The 15,449-nt window shown below is 70.5% G+C and carries 15 protein-coding genes, 1 tRNA gene and 1 pseudogene; 8 read left to right on the top strand and 9 right to left on the bottom strand.

Features of this window, described 5'->3' with window-relative positions:
• Nucleotides 1–67: 67 nt before the first annotated feature.
• Nucleotides 68–1,084 (top strand): Hsp70 family protein, encoded by a 1,017-nt coding sequence (locus LBW94_RS33800; protein WP_266272789.1) that lies wholly within the window; start codon nucleotides 68–70, stop codon nucleotides 1,082–1,084.
• A 7-nt stretch (nucleotides 1,085–1,091) separates the two neighbouring features.
• Here the strand turns inward: LBW94_RS33800 and LBW94_RS33805 are convergent, their stop codons facing one another.
• From LBW94_RS33805 to LBW94_RS33815, 3 genes are all read right to left on the bottom strand, one after another.
• A complete protein-coding gene (locus LBW94_RS33805; RefSeq protein WP_225061432.1) occupies nucleotides 1,092–1,622 on the bottom strand; it encodes a DUF3558 family protein in 531 nt (176 codons plus the stop codon).
• A 4-nt stretch (nucleotides 1,623–1,626) separates the two neighbouring features.
• On the bottom strand, nucleotides 1,627–2,133 hold the full coding sequence (locus tag LBW94_RS33810; RefSeq protein ID WP_225061433.1) for a DUF3558 family protein: 507 nt from the start codon (nucleotides 2,131–2,133) through the stop codon (nucleotides 1,627–1,629).
• A 69-nt stretch (nucleotides 2,134–2,202) separates the two neighbouring features.
• Nucleotides 2,203–3,615, bottom strand: a complete 1,413-nt coding sequence (locus tag LBW94_RS33815) for a metallophosphoesterase (RefSeq protein WP_225061434.1) — start codon at nucleotides 3,613–3,615, stop codon at nucleotides 2,203–2,205.
• 115 nt (nucleotides 3,616–3,730) lie between these two features.
• Here LBW94_RS33815 and LBW94_RS33820 point away from each other — a divergent pair, with 115 nt between their 5' ends.
• Nucleotides 3,731–4,780 carry an extracellular solute-binding protein gene (locus tag LBW94_RS33820; RefSeq protein WP_225061435.1) on the top strand — a complete coding sequence of 350 codons (1,050 nt, stop codon included), beginning with the start codon at nucleotides 3,731–3,733 and terminating at the stop codon, nucleotides 4,778–4,780.
• A 2-nt stretch (nucleotides 4,781–4,782) separates the two neighbouring features.
• On the opposite strand, the gene LBW94_RS33825 is transcribed toward LBW94_RS33820, so the two are convergent.
• Nucleotides 4,783–6,354 (bottom strand): ArnT family glycosyltransferase, encoded by a 1,572-nt coding sequence (locus LBW94_RS33825; protein ID WP_225061436.1) that lies wholly within the window; start codon nucleotides 6,352–6,354, stop codon nucleotides 4,783–4,785.
• A gap of 283 nt (nucleotides 6,355–6,637) precedes the next feature.
• On the opposite strand from LBW94_RS33825, the gene LBW94_RS33830 reads away from it, so the two are divergent.
• On the top strand, nucleotides 6,638–7,057 hold the full coding sequence (locus LBW94_RS33830) for a hypothetical protein (RefSeq protein ID WP_225061437.1): 420 nt from the start codon (nucleotides 6,638–6,640) through the stop codon (nucleotides 7,055–7,057).
• Here the strand turns inward: LBW94_RS33830 and LBW94_RS44515 are convergent.
• Nucleotides 6,989–7,171, bottom strand: a complete 183-nt coding sequence (locus tag LBW94_RS44515; RefSeq protein WP_266272793.1) for an FAD-dependent monooxygenase — start codon at nucleotides 7,169–7,171, stop codon at nucleotides 6,989–6,991. The genes LBW94_RS33830 and LBW94_RS44515 overlap by 69 nt on opposite strands.
• Here LBW94_RS44515 and LBW94_RS44520 point away from each other — a divergent pair.
• Nucleotides 7,160–7,354, top strand: a pseudogene (locus tag LBW94_RS44520) (TetR/AcrR family transcriptional regulator); the annotation flags it as partial. The gene LBW94_RS44515 and the pseudogene LBW94_RS44520 overlap by 12 nt on opposite strands.
• Before the next feature lie 79 nt (nucleotides 7,355–7,433).
• Nucleotides 7,434–7,562, top strand: a complete 129-nt coding sequence (locus LBW94_RS44525; protein ID WP_416277006.1) for a hypothetical protein — start codon at nucleotides 7,434–7,436, stop codon at nucleotides 7,560–7,562.
• A gap of 150 nt (nucleotides 7,563–7,712) precedes the next feature.
• On the opposite strand, the gene LBW94_RS33845 is transcribed toward LBW94_RS44525, so the two are convergent.
• Nucleotides 7,713–8,504 carry a thioesterase family protein gene (locus LBW94_RS33845; protein WP_225061439.1) on the bottom strand — a complete coding sequence of 264 codons (792 nt, stop codon included), beginning with the start codon at nucleotides 8,502–8,504 and terminating at the stop codon, nucleotides 7,713–7,715.
• A 186-nt stretch (nucleotides 8,505–8,690) separates the two neighbouring features.
• Here LBW94_RS33845 and LBW94_RS33850 point away from each other — a divergent pair, with 186 nt between their 5' ends.
• Complete coding sequence (locus tag LBW94_RS33850) at nucleotides 8,691–10,241, top strand: substrate-binding domain-containing protein (protein WP_225061440.1); 1,551 nt, start codon at nucleotides 8,691–8,693, stop codon at nucleotides 10,239–10,241.
• A gap of 64 nt (nucleotides 10,242–10,305) precedes the next feature.
• On the opposite strand, the gene LBW94_RS33855 is transcribed toward LBW94_RS33850, so the two are convergent.
• From LBW94_RS33855 to LBW94_RS33865, 3 genes are all read right to left on the bottom strand, one after another.
• Nucleotides 10,306–10,378 (bottom strand) — tRNA-Arg (locus tag LBW94_RS33855).
• 101 nt (nucleotides 10,379–10,479) lie between these two features.
• Nucleotides 10,480–11,196: a DUF305 domain-containing protein gene (locus tag LBW94_RS33860; RefSeq protein ID WP_225061441.1), complete on the bottom strand. Its 717-nt coding sequence runs from the start codon at nucleotides 11,194–11,196 to the stop codon at nucleotides 10,480–10,482.
• Entirely contained in the window at nucleotides 11,197–12,144 is a 948-nt protein-coding gene (locus tag LBW94_RS33865) for a DUF3105 domain-containing protein (protein WP_225061442.1), read from the bottom strand.
• 148 nt (nucleotides 12,145–12,292) lie between these two features.
• Between LBW94_RS33865 and argS the strand changes: the two genes are divergently transcribed.
• Nucleotides 12,293–13,951 (top strand): arginine--tRNA ligase, encoded by a 1,659-nt coding sequence (argS, locus tag LBW94_RS33870; RefSeq protein WP_225061443.1) that lies wholly within the window; start codon nucleotides 12,293–12,295, stop codon nucleotides 13,949–13,951.
• Nucleotides 13,952–13,973: 22 nt separating this feature from the next.
• Nucleotides 13,974–15,395, top strand: coding sequence for a diaminopimelate decarboxylase (lysA, locus tag LBW94_RS33875; protein WP_225061444.1), 1,422 nt, complete (start codon nucleotides 13,974–13,976; stop codon nucleotides 15,393–15,395).
• Nucleotides 15,396–15,449: the final 54 nt, after the last annotated feature.

A 15,449-nucleotide genomic window follows, 5' to 3' on the forward strand; every position in this document is an offset into this window, starting at 1 on the left:
AAAGGTTCACCATTGAGCCATGGTGCTGGTCCTCGGGGTATCAGCAGGTGCCGGGGGTGCGCGCGCAATGCTCACGCACTCCGATCAGCCACACCTCCCCCCCATCGATCACTGCACGGTGCCGCGCCCCTCCGGCGCCGGCGTCGACGAAGCGGTTTTCCATGCGATCGAGCTGATGCGCGAGGCCGCTACCAGCCGTGACGAATTCGTCACCGGTATCGCCGTGACGACCCGCTGCCCGACACACGAGGAAGCCGTCCGCGCCGCGGCGGGCCGCAGCCGCCTCACGATCGTCGACGAGCCGTTGGCGCAGTTGCGCTATCTCCGGTTCAGCGGCCGGCTGCCGGCCGAGGGCACGGTACTCATCTACGACCTCGGCGCCTCGGGCCTCACCGTCACCCAGGCCGACTGTCGCACCGATGCCATCCTGGCCGGCCGGCACAGCACCGTCGTCGGCGGCGACGGGCACGACGCGCTGTTGCGCTGGCGCCTGGCCCACGACGGCGTCGCGATCGACCGGCCGACCAGTTGCGCGTACAAGGAGGCCCTCACCGCCTCGCCGGTGGTCACCGCCACCGACCCGCGCACCCATTCGCGAGTCGTGCTGACGCGCAGCGATTTCAACGAGCTGGTCACCGCCGGCATCCACCACTCGGTCTCGTACGTGCGGCAGCTGATCGAGGAGACGGGGGTGCAACCGCAGGCGGTGGCGCTGCTCGGCGGCTGCACCCGCAACCCGGGCATCCGCACGACGGTGGAGGGCCTGCTCGATCTGCCCTCGATCTACGACCCCGAACCGGAATTCGTCTCGGCGCGCGGGGCGGTGCTGATGGCGACCCAGCTGCCCTCGGCGCGCCGGGTGCGCGGGGTGCGGTTCGCCGGGAAGCCTGCCGTGCCCGGGCCCAACGGCGTGTCCAAGCGCAAACTCGTCGCCGCCGCGGCGGTCACCGCCACCCTCGGCGCCACGGTGGCGGGACTGCTGGTGCTGGACCACACCTCGGCCCCCGGCGGCACCCACGGCGGGACCAATCCGAGCCCGATGGAGGTCGCGGGTACGCCCGCGAATCCGCTGAACTCCAAGTAGTCCGGGTTCAGACACCGTCGACGGACAGGGTGGCCTGCATCAATCCCATGGCGGCGGCGCACGGATCCGGTTGTGCGGCATGGTCCCGGTTCTGCACCCACCAGGTGACGGTGCCGGTGTCGGCGGTCGTGACGGCGCAGCTGCCGGGATCGTTGGGATCACGCCAGTACATGCCGCCGAACTTCTTCAGCACCAATTTCTCGATGCGATAACCGAATTGCGCCGCCACCTGGAGATCCTGCTGCAAGGTGTCCTCGCGCAGCCAGGCGTAGGTGAGGTCGATCGTGCCGCCGCCGGGCAGGTCCGCGGTCCAGGTGCAGATGGTCGGCTGGGTCTGCGGCCGCACCTGTGCCACGTGCAGTTGACCGGCGATGACCTGATCGGCCAGCGGCCCGCAGCCCGCCAGGAGATTCGGATCCGCGGCCGACGGCGCCGGGTGGTCGGAGTGGCTGCCGGAACAGCCCGCGAGGGTGGCCGCGAGAATCGTCGCGGCGAGTCCGGCCCGGATCGCCGTGCGGACGAGAATCGCTGTGCGCACGAGATCAGCCTGCCTTCGTGAGGGTGTCGGCGGCGAGCTGCGGCAGGACCGCGCACTGCCGGTCCCGGTCCGGTCCGGCGCCGAGCAGCGTCCAGTCGATGAAATCCCGGCCCCCGGAGTCGACGGCCAGTTCGCACGAGGCCGGGCCGGACCAGGCGATACCCGATCGGCCGGATACGGTCACCGTGGTCGCCTGCCCGGTCACCTGGCCGCGCCGCTCGGCCAGCGAACTACCGCGGAACCAGGCGAACACCACCTGATATCCCGCCCCGGCGGCGCTCCCGGCCGCCCAGGCGCAGCGCAGCGGATTGACCGAAACCTGTTCCAGCCCAGCGATTCCGAGCGTCCGGCCGAGCTCGCCGGTATCGGCGGACCCGCAGCGGCCGATGTCCAGCGCCGGGGAAGCGGCCGGAGCGGCCGTGGTCATCCCGGTCGTGGACGTGCCGCCGGAGTGCGCGCACCCGGCGACCCCGATCGCGATCGCGGCAACCGCCGCCACCCGCTTCCACACGCGGCCCAGGTTACGGGACCCGACGCCATGGGTTCCTGGGAGCCGCCGGGCCCGCCGCGACGCGCTGGTTCAGGCGGCGGTGAGGCCGGACAGGTCGCGCGTCACCACGTAGTTGCGGTCGGCGGTGCTGCCCAGGGTGTATTCCGGTTCCAGACCCAGGTATTCGCCGCGGCTGCGGGTGCTCCAGCGTTTCGCCGCCTCGGTACGGGTCTTGTAGAAGTTCAGCATGTAGCCGCCCTCGTACAGGCGCAGTATGGCGTAGCCGCCCGGATATTCCTTCACCGCGCCGACTTCCACGAAGTCGACCGGGATCGGGAGGTCGGGGCGGCTGCGGTGGTTGCGGTGGCTGTGGCCGGCGTGGTGCAGGAACACCCCGGGTGCGGAGCGGTACAGCGTGTGCAGGGTGGCCGCGTCGCCGCGGTCGAGGATGAAGTCCATGCCGCTCATGTTGGTGGCGCCGGATTCGGTGGTGACCGGATGATGGCCGTAGACCAGCGTCGGGCGGTCGGGATCGGCGGTCAGCACGCCGCGCAGGTGATCGAGCTGTTCCGGTTCGATACTGCCGCCGGCGATGTCGAGTTCGGTGGTGTCCAGGCCGAGCAGGCGCAGGCCGCCCACCGTGTGCTCGGCCAGCCGGCCGCGCGGGGCGAAGCGGTCGCCCCAGCAGTCGTGGTGCCGGTCGTCGGTGTCGGGGGTGCAGCCGTCGTAGTCGTCGCCGAGGTGCGGGCGGTCGTGGTTGCCGCGGACGGCGAACCAGTCGCGGTCCGCGGCGCCCCAGGCGTCCAGCGCCGACCGGACCGTGGCGACCTGGTCGGGCCTGGCCTCGGCGGTCAGGTCGCCCGCGACCAGCAGGTGGTGTACGCCCCGGTCGGGACGCCGCAGATCGTCGAGCAGCGCGGTGAGCATCACCTCCGGATACGGGGGCAGACCGGGTTCCTGGCCGACTCCCGGCGGCAGGTTCTGCCGGATCAGGCCCGCCACCGTCTCGCCGATGTGCACGTCGTTGGACAGCGCGACCGTGCGCAGGTAGCGGCCCGGCGGCGGGATCAGGGTGGTGACCACGCCGAGCGCCTCGGGGGTGCCGGGGCGGCCGGTGATCAGGTTCGGGGCCGCGACCGCGAGCAGGCCGCCGGAGCGCGCCTCGAACCGGTAGCTACGGCCCGGTTCCAGACCCCGGATCTCGGCGTAGTGGTAGGGCGTCGGGGCCGGATCGGCGTAGACCGGCCGGGGTGCGGCGGGTGAATCCGCCGGTGCCAGCGCCACTTCCGTATCGGCGGCCACCGGGGTGCCGTCGGGGGCCCGGGTGGTCCAGGTGAGGATCACCGCGGTGTCGGTGACGGTGACCACCTCGAGGTCGGTGGCGACGACCGGGCCCTGGGCCCGCGCCGGGCCGGTGCCGGTCAGGGCCAGCACGGGCAGGGCGGCGACGGTGGTCGCGAGCGCGCCGAGCACTCGGCGGCGGGTCGGTCCACAGCAACTCATGTCACAGATCCGTTCTCGCTCCTGCCCGTCCAGGCTAGCCGCGGTCCGTGCCGGGCGGGTGCAGTACGTTGGGCAACCGATGCCGATGACGGGCGCGGCTCGGAAGGAGTGTGCGGTGACGCCGGTGCGATGGAGGGCGACCACCGCGGTGGCCGCGGTGCTGACGGTGCTCGCGGCGGCGACGGCGTGTGCGCGTCCGGGGGCCGGCGACGATCGGATCCTCGTCTACGACGGTGGGCCGGAATCGCTGGTCCAGGACTGGGCGCATGCCTTCACCGCGGCGACCGGTATCAAGGTCACGCTGCGCACCGGGGACGACACCGACCTGGGCAACCAGATCGTCGCCGAGGGCGCGGCGTCGCCGGCCGACGTGTTCCTGGCCGCCGACGCTCCGGCGGTGGCGCAGGTCGAACACGCCGGGCTGTTCGCCGCCCTGGACAGGGACACGCTCGCGCAGGTGCCGCCGCGGTACCGCGCCACCACCGGGACCTGGACCGGAATCGCCGCGCGCACACTGGCTTTCGTCTACGACCCGGCGAAGCTCCCGGCCGACCGGCTGCCCGCCTCGCTGCTGGAACTGGCGCAGCCGCAGTGGCGGGGCCGCTGGGGTGCGGACACCGGAGGCGCCGAGTTCCGGGCGGTGGTCGCGGCGGTACTGGCGCAGCAGGGTGAGGCCGCCGCCCGCACCTGGCTCCAGGGTGCGCGGGCGGATGCCGTCACCACCCAGAGTCCCGGGGCGGCCATGGCCGGTGTCGACGCCGCGCGCTACGACGGCGCCCTGGTCTTCGCGGACCACTGGTTCCGGGATCGGGCCGGCGGCGACGATCGCGTGGCCGACCGCTCCGCCGCCGCCGAGCACAGCGACCACACCGCCCCGCACTTCTTCGCGAGCCCCGATCCCGGTGCCGTCGTCTCGGTATCGGCGGGCGGGGTGCTGAAATCGAGCCGGAATCAGGCGGCCGCACAGCAATTCCTGCGGTTCGTCACCGGCGCGGCGGGTCAGCAGCTGTTGCACGACGGCACCGCGATGGAATATCCGGTCGCCGAGAACGTCCCGGCCGCCGGGGCGCTGCCGCCACTGGATCCGCAAGCGCCACAGCTGGATCCGGGCGTCATCGACGCGGCCCAGGTCGCCCGGCTCGTCGCCGTACCCGCCCCGAAGTAGATTCAGATGCCCAGGGGCAGTTGGAGTTGCGTCATGGACGGCCAGAGAACGGGCCAGGGGGCGGTCGGCCATCGGCAGACGAACACGGCGACCCCGCGGTTCACACCCGGGTAGCCGAGCGGGTCGTCGATCCGGCCGGCCGGTTCCACCGATTCGAACTGCCGCCGCAATGCCGGTGCGGCGCTGTCCAATCCGATGTAGAGGACGGTGCGGGCGGTCGCCGGTGGCGGGCCGAAGAAGCCGTAGCCGCGGTTGGGGCTGTAGGTGGCCGGTAGCCGGTAGCGGGGCCCGAATTTCTCCAGCGCGCCTGCCTGCCAATAGTTCTGGGCGATGAGGACGGTGTGGTCGTGGTCGCCCGGCGGCAGTTGCCGGTAGGCCGCCGCGACGCCGGCGGTGAGGTCCTGCCAGCCGCTGGGGCCGTACAGGTCCGACCGCACCGCGAAACCGCTCGGCGAGGTGATGGGCTCGCGCACTCCCGATCGCGGCAAGGGCAGCGCGGCCAGCAGAACCGCGATGATCGCCAGCGATCCGGCGGCCGCGACGACCGCGCCCCGGCGCACCCGGTCCCGCCATCGGGTGTCGTAGAAGGCCGACAGGCCGACCGCGCCGGCGGCGAACACCGCGGGCATCAGCCCGCCGACGTAGTACGGCCGGCCGTGGCCGATCAGGACGACCGCGATCATGGACACGGCGGTGACGAACAGGAATCGGTAGGGCCGCAGCGGCGGCCAGCGCAGCAACTGCCACAGCCCCCAGCCGCCCAGCAGCCCGCCGAGCAGTCCGGCCAGGCCGATGATCTGCGGGATGCAGGCCAGCGGACCGCCTCCCGCGGCGTCCTGTTCGGCGCCGACCACGTGACTCATCGCCAGTTCCGGCCAGCCGTGCGTGGCCTGCCAGTACAGATCGGGTGCGGCCCCGGCGCCGAACACCAGGGCGCCGAGCCAGAAGGCGCGTCGTGTCCACAGTCGCCGGGGCCCGGCGACCATCAGCCCGGCGAGCAGACAGCATAGGGTCACCGGGATCAGCCATTTCACCTGGATGTCCCCGGCCGCAACCAGTCCGACCAGGATCAGCAGACGGTCGTCGCGGGTGCGGATCCAGCGGATCAGCAGCCATACCAGGGTGGCCTGGAGGGTCGCGTCGAGGGAGAAGGTACTCAGCTGTGCCGCCTGGGTCAAGGCCAGCGGCGAGGTGGCGTAGGCGACCCCGGCCAGCAACTGGGTCCGCCGATGGCCGCCGAATTCGTAGGCGATGGCCGCGCTGACGACCACGGCGAGGGCGGCCATGACGATCGCCGGAATCCGGAGCGCCACCGCCGATCCGGGTGCGAGCAGATCCGTGAACCGGGCGAGCAACGGCACCAGCGCGCCCTGATCGGCATAGGCGATGCCGGGCCGGGAACCGGCCGCGACGAAATACAGTTCGTCGCCGAAATAGTCGTAACGCAGGCCCGGAATGGTGAGTGCCGCGGCGGTGAGCACGGCCAGGACCGTCACGCCGGTGCCGCCGAAGCGGGCGCGTGCGGTTTCGGATTCCGTGTTCGGCGTGGCGACGGCAGCAACAACGAGAACCAATTTCCCCCCTATGACCCGGAATTGATCAACCGAAGAGCATATCGAGAGTTACCTCCCATGTCAGCATTCCTGGAAAATATTCATTTCACATTCACCTCGGTACGGCTCTCCACTCCGGGTGCGTCCGGGCGCGTCGACGGTAGCCGGTGTCCGCGATCGCGGGCCCGCCGTTCTCGCTGAACGCAAGGCGCGCGCCCGGCTTGCCTTGCGCCGCCGCCGGGAACGCCTAGGGTGGGTGCCGTGCGAAGGCCGGGAGCGCCCTCGCCCGACGGAGAGGAGCCCGGTGCGCCGCCCGCTGTTCGTCCTGTCCCTGCTCGCCTGTGCCGCATTGGTGATGCCGCTGACCGCGTGCTCGCATGCGTCCGACAATTCCGGGTCCGCGACCGCGGCGACCCCTCAGGAAGGCGCCGGTCCGGCCGCCGGCCAGGGCACGCTGAAGGTGCAGGCCACCACTGGAGCCGAGCAGTACCCGGCCTCCGGCCTCGGGGTCGGGGTGTCGAAGTGCGATTCCAGCGCGTCGCTGGCCACCCTCACCACCGCGGGCCACGAGGGCGCCGCCACCCACGATCTGCCCGGTGGCTGCTATCAGGTGGCGGCGACCGGCGTGCCCTCCGGATGTATGCTCGGCAGCCCGTCACCGGTGAAAGTCGATGTCACACCCGGAAATACCAGCACCGCCAGCTTCCAGCTGAAGTGCGCGTAGCGGCCGGGCCGGTTCACCGTCCTGGACGCCGATGTTCATGCCCGGGCCACCGGCGGGGCTGTGGACATGGGCGGCGTCGCCGGGATCGATTTCTCCCTGGTGATGCGCTGCCACGGCAACAAGGAGGGGCCGTTCGCCGCCGCCGATGTCGATCTCGCCATCCCCGCTCTCGCGGCGGTGGCCTCGGAGACGTTGGGCGAGTTGGTGATCCGGCACTTCGTGCGACTGTGGGAGACGCCACCGGGCGACGAGGTGCTGCGGACGCTGCTGCGGTCGGCGGTCACCGACGACGTGGTCGGCGACCGGGTCCGGGAGGTGTTCGCCGGGCAGGTGATGCCCGCGGTGCTGCGCGTCGGCGATCCGGGCGGCGCTGACGGTGGCGCAATTGCTCGGCACCGCGCTGTGCCGGTACATCCCGCCGGTCGTCGGACTCACCGTCGACCAGCTCGCCGCCGATGTCGGGCCGACCTTGCAGCGCAATCCGACCTCGCCACCACCGGCGTGAGCGCCGCCGTCGGAGTGCCCGGCGCCGGTCTCGCGTGAGTGCCGCCGCCACGGTCCGCGTTGCGCGGAATCAGGCCCCACCTCGGGTGCGCGCTGTCGCACCGGTAGTCGGCTGGGTTCCGAAACTCACTGCGCCACAGGTGGATCCGGTTCAGCGCGGCGCGAGGTACAGGGTCTGGGTGCTGCGGCCGAGCGGGCCCTTCTCGTCGTACAACCGGGATTCGGCCAGTCCGATGCCGGTGCGCTCCGGATAGGTCGCCGCGTCCAGGCATACCCATTCGCCCGCCGGTTCCCGGTGCAGGGTGACGGTGAGGTCGGTGTTGATGAACAGATAGCGGTCCCAGTCGAGGACCGAGCTCACGCCGTTGCCGGAGTCGGCCGCGGCCAGGGCACGCTCCAGCGGGCTGGGTGCCGTGCCCGCGACGATCGGATACCGCAGCCGGATCCAGCACACCGCCGGTCCCGGATCGCGGAACGATCCCGAGACGAACCGGTAGTCGATGCCGGTGTGGAAACCCACCGCCTGATCGGAGGGGAACGGCGTGCGTTCGGTGACGGTCTCCGGGCCCGGATGCGCGCCGGACGGCAGCACCTCGGTGGGCAGGTCGAGTTCCGGGGCCGCCGTGCGCAGTCGCCAGGCGCGGGCGCTGAGCACCGGTCCGCGCTCGGAACTCAATGTGGCGGTGAGCAGTTCGACATTGCGCCCGGAGCGCACCACCTGCGTCTCGGCGGTCAATGGCGCGATCGGCACCGGGCCCAGGATCTCCACCGCCAGCCGCCCGATCCGGAACCCCGCCCGCGGCTCACAACGCTCCAGCACATGCGCCAGCAACGCCGACGGCGGTCCGGCGTGTTGTGCGTCCGGTGACCACGGTCCCCGCGTCAGTTCGGTCGATTCGAACCGGTTCGGGTCCGCCTGGTCCGGGTGGTAGAACGCGTCCATAGTGCCCTCGAACCTACGGGACACCCGGGCCGGCCCGGACAGCGGCACGGCCGGGGAGCGGGCCGCCGGGCCGCACGAGAACCGGCGTCGGACGGTTGATGAACAGTGGCCGAACTGCCTTAACGCCGACCGCTACCGATCTCGAAGATTGTCGGACACAACATTATTCGTCAGGGGCGGGATTCGGTGGACAACAGTCTTCTCGGCGTCATCGTGGCCGTGGCCGGCGTGGTGGTGCCGGTCGGTATTTTCTTCTGGGATTCGGTCGTGCGCGGCCTGAAGCGACTCGGCTACCGCGTGCAGATGGACACCCCGGTGACCGGTGAGGTGGAATCCCGATATTCCGGGGTGCTGACCCAGTTGCGGCCCGCCGCCGCGGCCGGTGGCAAGAGCCCGAAGCTCGGCGATCTGTCCATCGTGCTGATCCGGATGGAGAACAGCGGCTTCACCACCATCGACACCAGCGACTACAAGGTCCCGGACAACGATCCGGTGGGCCTGCACATCGGGTTTCCCCGGCGTCGCGTGATCGGCATGGCCGTCACCGAACTCAGTGATCCCGGATTGCAGCAGAGCCTCGGCCGGGACTCCGGCATCGGCACCCGCGAGGACGAGCAGCGCGACACCGGCTACATCGACCTGCCGCGGGTGCCGCTGAACCGCGGTGAGCACTACAAGGTGCTGGCCATCCTGGAACGGATCTCCGGCGACCGGCACTATCCGCCGCCGGTGGTGTCCGGCGGGCTGAAGGGCGGCAGCCTGCACGAGACCCGCAGTCGCACCGGGCCTTCGGGGCCGGCGCTGGGCCTGGTGGTCTTCTTGATCGCGGTGATCGTCGCGGAGGTCACCTTCTTCCGGCCGGCCCGTCCGCCGCTGGATTGCGCCTCGGGCAGGATCACGGTGACCGGCTCCACCGCCTTCGCGCCGGTGCTCGCGGATGTGGCCCAGTCGTACCAGCACACCTGCGGGAAGGCCACCTTCGGCTTCGACCCGCAGAGCAGCGGCAGTGACGCCGGGCTGACCAGCCTGAACGAGGCCGGAACCCGCAGCGGGCAGACGCCGCCGATCATCGCGTTCTCCGACGGCGAGAAACGCTCCGGCTTCCCGGATCTGCTGGCCCGGCCGATCGCCTTCGTCTTGTTCGCGGTGGTCGTCAATCCGAAGGCGCGGGTGCTGGATCTGACCCGGGCGCAACTACAGGATCTGTACGCGGGCCGGATCACCAACTGGTCGGAGCTCGGCGGCGCGGATCTGCCGGTACGGCTGGTCTCGCGGCAACTGGGCTCGGGCACCCGGACCACCTTCGAATCCCGGGTGCTCGGCGCGGTGGAGGCGGGGGTCAATTCGAAGGATTGCGAGACCGTCTACAACAAGGCGATTCCCGGGCCGCCGCACTGCGAACAGCTCACCACCGACAAGCTGCTGGACACGGTGGCCGCCTCGGACGGTGCGATCGGCTACAGCGAACTGGGTACGGCGACCCTGCGCAGCAAGGATGTGGCGGTGGTCCGCATCGACGGCCAGCCCGCCGATCGTGAGCATGCGCTGCACAACGCGTATCCGTACTGGGAGACCGAATACGCCTACACCTACGGCGAACCGAAGGCCGATTCGCTGATCGCGAGTTTCCTGCGGTATCTCACCGATCAGGTGGGCATCGACATCATCCGGTCGCACGGTGATCTGCCGTGCAGCGAACTGGACAATCCGGTGCTCTGCCATCCGGCGCAACCGTGACACCGGGCCGGTGAACGACAGCGGCCCGGACGGGCTTACGCCGGTCCGGGCCGCTGCTCACCTGTGCCCTCGGCAGGATTCGAACCTGCGGCCTTTTGCTCCGGAGGCAAACGCTCTATCCCCTGAGCTACGAGGGCTGGGTGGACCCGCTCGTCGATCGTTCTCACGTCGTCCGATCGGGCTCCGAAAGCGTATCCTATCCGGCGGCGTGCACCAAAAAGCGGGTCCGACCTGCGTTTCAGCTCATCGGCAGGGGAGTGGCGCCGCGGGCGGTCAACATCCCGGAGATCAACTGCATCTCACTGGTCTGGCTGGCGCTCATGCTCTGGGCGAGGGTGCGCACGGCATCGGTGACGGCGTGATCGATCGCGTAGTCGATCATCGACACCCCACCCTGGTGATGACGCAGCATCAACTGGAGGAACAGCGTGTCCTCGGCCGTGCCGGTCCGGGTCCGCAGCTGTTCCATCTCCTGATCGCTCGCCATTCCGGGCATGGTCGCCATCGGACCCGGCATGGCGTGGGTGGCGCCGTGGTCGTGCTCGTTCATCGCCTCGGTCATCCAGCCCATGTAGCCCTTGGAATCACCGAGCAGCGGCTTGCCCCACAGCTGTAGCCAGCCCTGCATTCGGCCCACCTGGTTCTGCTGGGTGGTCACGATGTCGTAGGCCAGCCGCTTCACGTCGGCGTCGCTGCCGTTGGACAGCTCGAACGCGGCCATCTGCACCGCCTGGGTGTGATGCACCGACATGTCCTGGCAGAAACCGACGTCCACCGCGCTCGGCGCGGCGTCGTCGCCCTTGTCCTGCAACGGCATCCGGGCGATGAGGCCGATGGCGAAGCCGGCCAGCAGCAACCCGACCGCGGCGAGGATCAGCAGCGCGGTCCGCTGCCGCCCGGCCGGATGGCCGGGGGCAGCGGTCGTCACGTCGTCGTCGGAGAGCTCCTCGGACATCTACTGGTTCGATCCGGGCTCGGCGGGCGCGGGTTCGCCGGGCGCGGGCTGGGCGGGCGCCGGCTGGCCGGGGGCGCCACCGGGAACGCCCGGCATACCCGGCAGGCCGGGGATACCGCCGGGCAGCCCCGGCATGCCACCGGGTGTGCCGCCGCTGAGCTCGGTCTGGTCCTGGCTGAGGCCCTTGCCGTCCATCGGGATCGCGCCGGGGCCCGGCGGGGTCGGGTCGAACGGCGGCGGGTTGTCGGTGTTGAAGGTCGGATTCGCGCAGTCCGCGCCGACCTCGGGGTACACGCCGTACTGGTTCAGCCGCAGCGCGCTGATGAATTCGCCGACGCGCTTGTCGTCGGCGCTGCTCAGCTTGAGCTGATGGCCCCAGGACTGCAACGAGACCGCCGAGTCCAGGCCCGGATACGGCGACATCAGCATGTAGGGCTTGCCCTGTACCTGCTGCTTCAGGGTGTCGAGGGCCCCGCCGGAGACCTTGTCCGGGTTGTAGGCGATCCACACCGCGCCGTGCTCCAGCGAGTGCACCGCGTTCTCGGTGCGGATGGCCTTGCCGTAGACCTTGCCGGTGCAGTCCGCCCAGGAGGCGTCGTGCGGGCCGCCGAACGGCGGGCTCTGGTCGTAGGCGACGCGCTGGGTGGCGCTGACGTGCAGCGCGCCCTTGTACTCCTTGGTGACCACGCCGGGGATCTGCAACGAGGGATCCTTCTTCTGCGCGGTCGGGGTGAACTTCTCGGCGTCGGCCTTCTTCTGGTACATCGGCACCAGGTAGACCGCGAGGGCGGCGATCAGCGCGACGATCACCACGGCGGCGCCGATCGTCGGCCAGGGGATCTGGCGCTTGTTGGGTAACTTGCCCCCGCCGCCACCGCCCTTGCGGGCAGGTGACGATTTCGCGGCGGCGCGAATCGCCTTGGCCGATTTGGCGCTGGTGTTCGGCATCGCTTCTGTGCTGCCTCTCGAATGTGCTCTCTGGAGTGCTCGGACAATCCGCGGTGCGGCAACCCGGTGCTGCCGGCCGTGCCCGGACGGTTGCCCGGGAGGTGGCCGCTGGCGGCGCCCACCTGCTCAGACCATAGGATAGAGACTCGTGACTCCAGCTGACCTTGCAGATCTCCTTCGCGCTACCGCGGCGAAGGTGCTCGTCGAACGCGGATCGGACCCCGCCGTTCTGCCCGACGAGGTCAAAGTGGAGCGCCCGCGCAATCCGGAACACGGTGACTATGCCACCAATCTGGCCATGCAGGTGGCCAAGAAGGCGGGCCTGAATCCGCGTGAACTGGCCACCGCGCTGGCGGAGGCGCTGTCCGGCGCCGACGGTATCGAGACCGCGGAGGTCGCCGGGCCGGGCTTCCTGAACATCCGGCTCGCCGCGGCCGCGCAGGGCGCGCTGGTGGCGCAGATCCGGGCCGCCGGGGCGGCCTACGGCACCGGCGACGCGCTCGGCGGCACCCGGATCAATCTGGAGTTCGTGTCGGCCAACCCGACCGGCCCGATCCACCTCGGCGGCACCCGCTGGGCGTCGGTGGGCGACGCGCTCGGCCGGATCCTGGCCACCCAGGGCGCGGACGTCACCCGGGAGTACTACTTCAACGACAACGGCGCGCAGATCGACCGGTTCGCCAATTCGCTGGTCGCCGCGGCCACCGGGCAGCCGACGCCGGAGGACGGGTACGCGGGCGCCTACATCGAGGAGATCGCGGGCACCATCGTCGCGGCGCATCCGCAGGCGCCGGAGCTGCCCGCCGGCGAGCGGCACGAGCTGTTCCGGCGCGAGGGCGTCGAGCTGATGTTCGCGCACATCAGGGCGAGCCTGCACGATTTCGGCACCGACTTCGACGTCTACTTCAACGAGAGTTCGCTGTTCGCCTCCGGCGCGGTCGAACAGGCCGTGGAGCAGCTGAAGGCGTCCGGGAAACTGTACGAGCAGGACGGCGCCTGGTGGCTGGCCTCCACCGAATACGGCGACGACAAGGACCGGGTGGTCATCAAGAGCGACGGCAATTCCGCCTATATCGCCGGTGACATCGCCTATTTCCAGAACAAGCGGGGCCGTGGTTTCGACCTGTGCATCTACATGCTCGGCGCCGACCACCACGGGTACATCGGCCGGTTGAAGGCCGCCGCGGCCGCCTTCGGCGACGATCCGGACACCGTCGAGGTGCTGATCGGCCAGATGGTGAACCTGGTCCGCGACGGGGTGGCGGTCAAGATGAGCAAGCGGGCCGGCACCGTCGTCACCCTGGACGATCTGGTCGAGCTGATCGGCGTGGACGCCGCGCGGTACGCGCTGGTGCGCAGCTCGGTCAACTCCTCGATCGATATCGATCTGGATCTGTGGACCACGCAGAGCAACGAGAACCCGGTGTACTACGTGCAGTACGCGCACGCTCGCACCTGCGCCGTCGGCCGCAATGCCACGGAGTTCGAATTCGCCGGTGTCGCACCGGATTACGGCTTGCTCACCGCCGACGAGGAGGGTGAGCTGATCCGCACCCTGGGCGAGTACCCGGCGATCGTGGCCGGCGCCGCCGCCCTGCGCGAACCGCATCGCGTCGCGCGTTATCTGGAGGAGCTGGCCGGCGCCTACCACCGTTTCCAGACCAACAAGACACTGCGCATCCTGCCCAAGGGCGACGACCCGGTGACCCCGGTGAACGCGGCCCGGCTGGAGTTGGTCGCCGCCACCCGTCAGGTGCTGGGCAACGGCCTGGGCCTGCTCGGTGTCGGCGCGCCGGAGCGCATGTGAGCCCCACGAGAAAGGACCGAGCGTGAGCGCCCACCCGGCGGGACCCCGGCATGCCGAGATCCCGCACGCCCCGAATCTGCCCGAGCGGCCCGACGATCCGGCACGGATGATCGAGCTACCGCCGAATGTCTGGCCGCGCAACGCTTCTCGCGATGCCGACGGCGAGGTCCGGCTGGCCGGCGTGCCGGTGACGGAACTCGCCGAACAGTTCGGCACGCCGCTGTTCGTGGTCGACGAGGACGACTTCCGGTCGCGCTGCCGCGACATGGTCCGGGCCTTCGGTGACAATTCGCGAGTTCACTACGCCTCCAAGGCTTTCCTGTGCGGCGAGGTGGCGCGCTGGGTGCGCGACGAGGGGCTGTACCTGGACGTGTGCTCCGGCGGCGAACTCGCCGTGGCGCTGCACGCCGGCTTCCCGGCCGCGCGAATCGCCTTGCACGGCAACAACAAATCCGTCGCCGAGCTGGAGCAGGCGGTGGAGGCGGGCATCGGGCACGTCGTCGTCGACTCGCTGATCGAGATCCAGCGGCTGGAGGCCGTCGCCGGCCGGCTCGGGGTGGTGCAGGACGTCCTGGTCCGGGTCACCGTGGGCGTGGAAGCCCATACCCACGAATACATCTCGACCGCGCACGAGGACCAGAAGTTCGGCTTCTCGATCGCCGGCGGCGACGCCCTGGAGGCGCTGGCGATGGTGTTCGAGGCGGACAACCTGCGCCTGGTCGGCCTGCACAGCCACATCGGCTCGCAGATCTTCGACATCGACGGTTTCGAGATCTCGGCGCGGCGCATGCTCGGACTGCTGCGCGACGCCAGCGACAAGTTCGGCGTCGAGCGCACCGCGCAGATCCACACCCTGGATCTCGGTGGCGGACTTGGCATTTCGTATCTGCCCAACGACGATCCGCCGCCGCTGGCCGATTTCGCGGCGAATCTGCGCCGGATCGTGGCGGAGGAGGCGGCCCGCGCCGGACTGCCCACGCCGGTGATCGCGGTGGAGCCCGGCCGGGCCATCGCCGGACCGGGCACCGTCACCGTCTACGAGGTCGGCACGACCAAGGACGTGAGCCTCGACGCGGGCGCCCGCCGCCGGTACGTCAGCGTCGACGGCGGGATGAGCGACAACATCCGGCCCGCGCTGTATCAGGCCGAGTACGACTGCCGCCTGGTCTCGCGCTCCAGCGACGCCGCTCCGGTGGTCGCCCGGGTGGTCGGAAAGCATTGCGAGAGTGGCGATATCGTCATCCGCGACACCTGGATGCCGGCCGATGTCGGCCCCGGCGATCTGATCGCGGTGGCCGCGACCGGCGCCTACTGCTACTCGATGTCCAGCCGCTACAACCTGTTGACTCGGCCGGCCGTGGTGGCCGTGCGGGAGGGCCGGGCACGCCCGATCCTCCGCCGGGAGACGGTGGCGGACCTGCTGAGCTTGGAGGTACAGGCATGACCGGTCAGGGCCCGGAGGCGGCAGCGGAGCGTAACCACGGAGGGTCCCCGGTCG

The sequence above is a fragment of the Nocardia sp. alder85J genome (assembly GCF_020176955.2).
Taxonomy (GTDB): domain Bacteria; phylum Actinomycetota; class Actinomycetes; order Mycobacteriales; family Mycobacteriaceae; genus Nocardia.

Bases quoted from the DNA above. Each gene is read 5' to 3' on its own strand.
- LBW94_RS33860 (WP_225061441.1), bottom strand. From the start codon at position 11,196: ATGTCCGAGGAGCTCTCCGACGACGACGTGACGACCGCTGCCCCCGGC.
- LBW94_RS33815 (WP_225061434.1), bottom strand. From the start codon at position 3,615: ATGAGTTGCTGTGGACCGACCCGCCGCCGAGTGCTCGGCGCGCTCGCG.
- LBW94_RS33800 (WP_266272789.1), top strand. From the start codon at position 68: ATGCTCACGCACTCCGATCAGCCACACCTCCCCCCCATCGATCACTGC.
- LBW94_RS33865 (WP_225061442.1), bottom strand. From the start codon at position 12,144: ATGCCGAACACCAGCGCCAAATCGGCCAAGGCGATTCGCGCCGCCGCG.
- LBW94_RS33845 (WP_225061439.1), bottom strand. From the start codon at position 8,504: ATGGACGCGTTCTACCACCCGGACCAGGCGGACCCGAACCGGTTCGAA.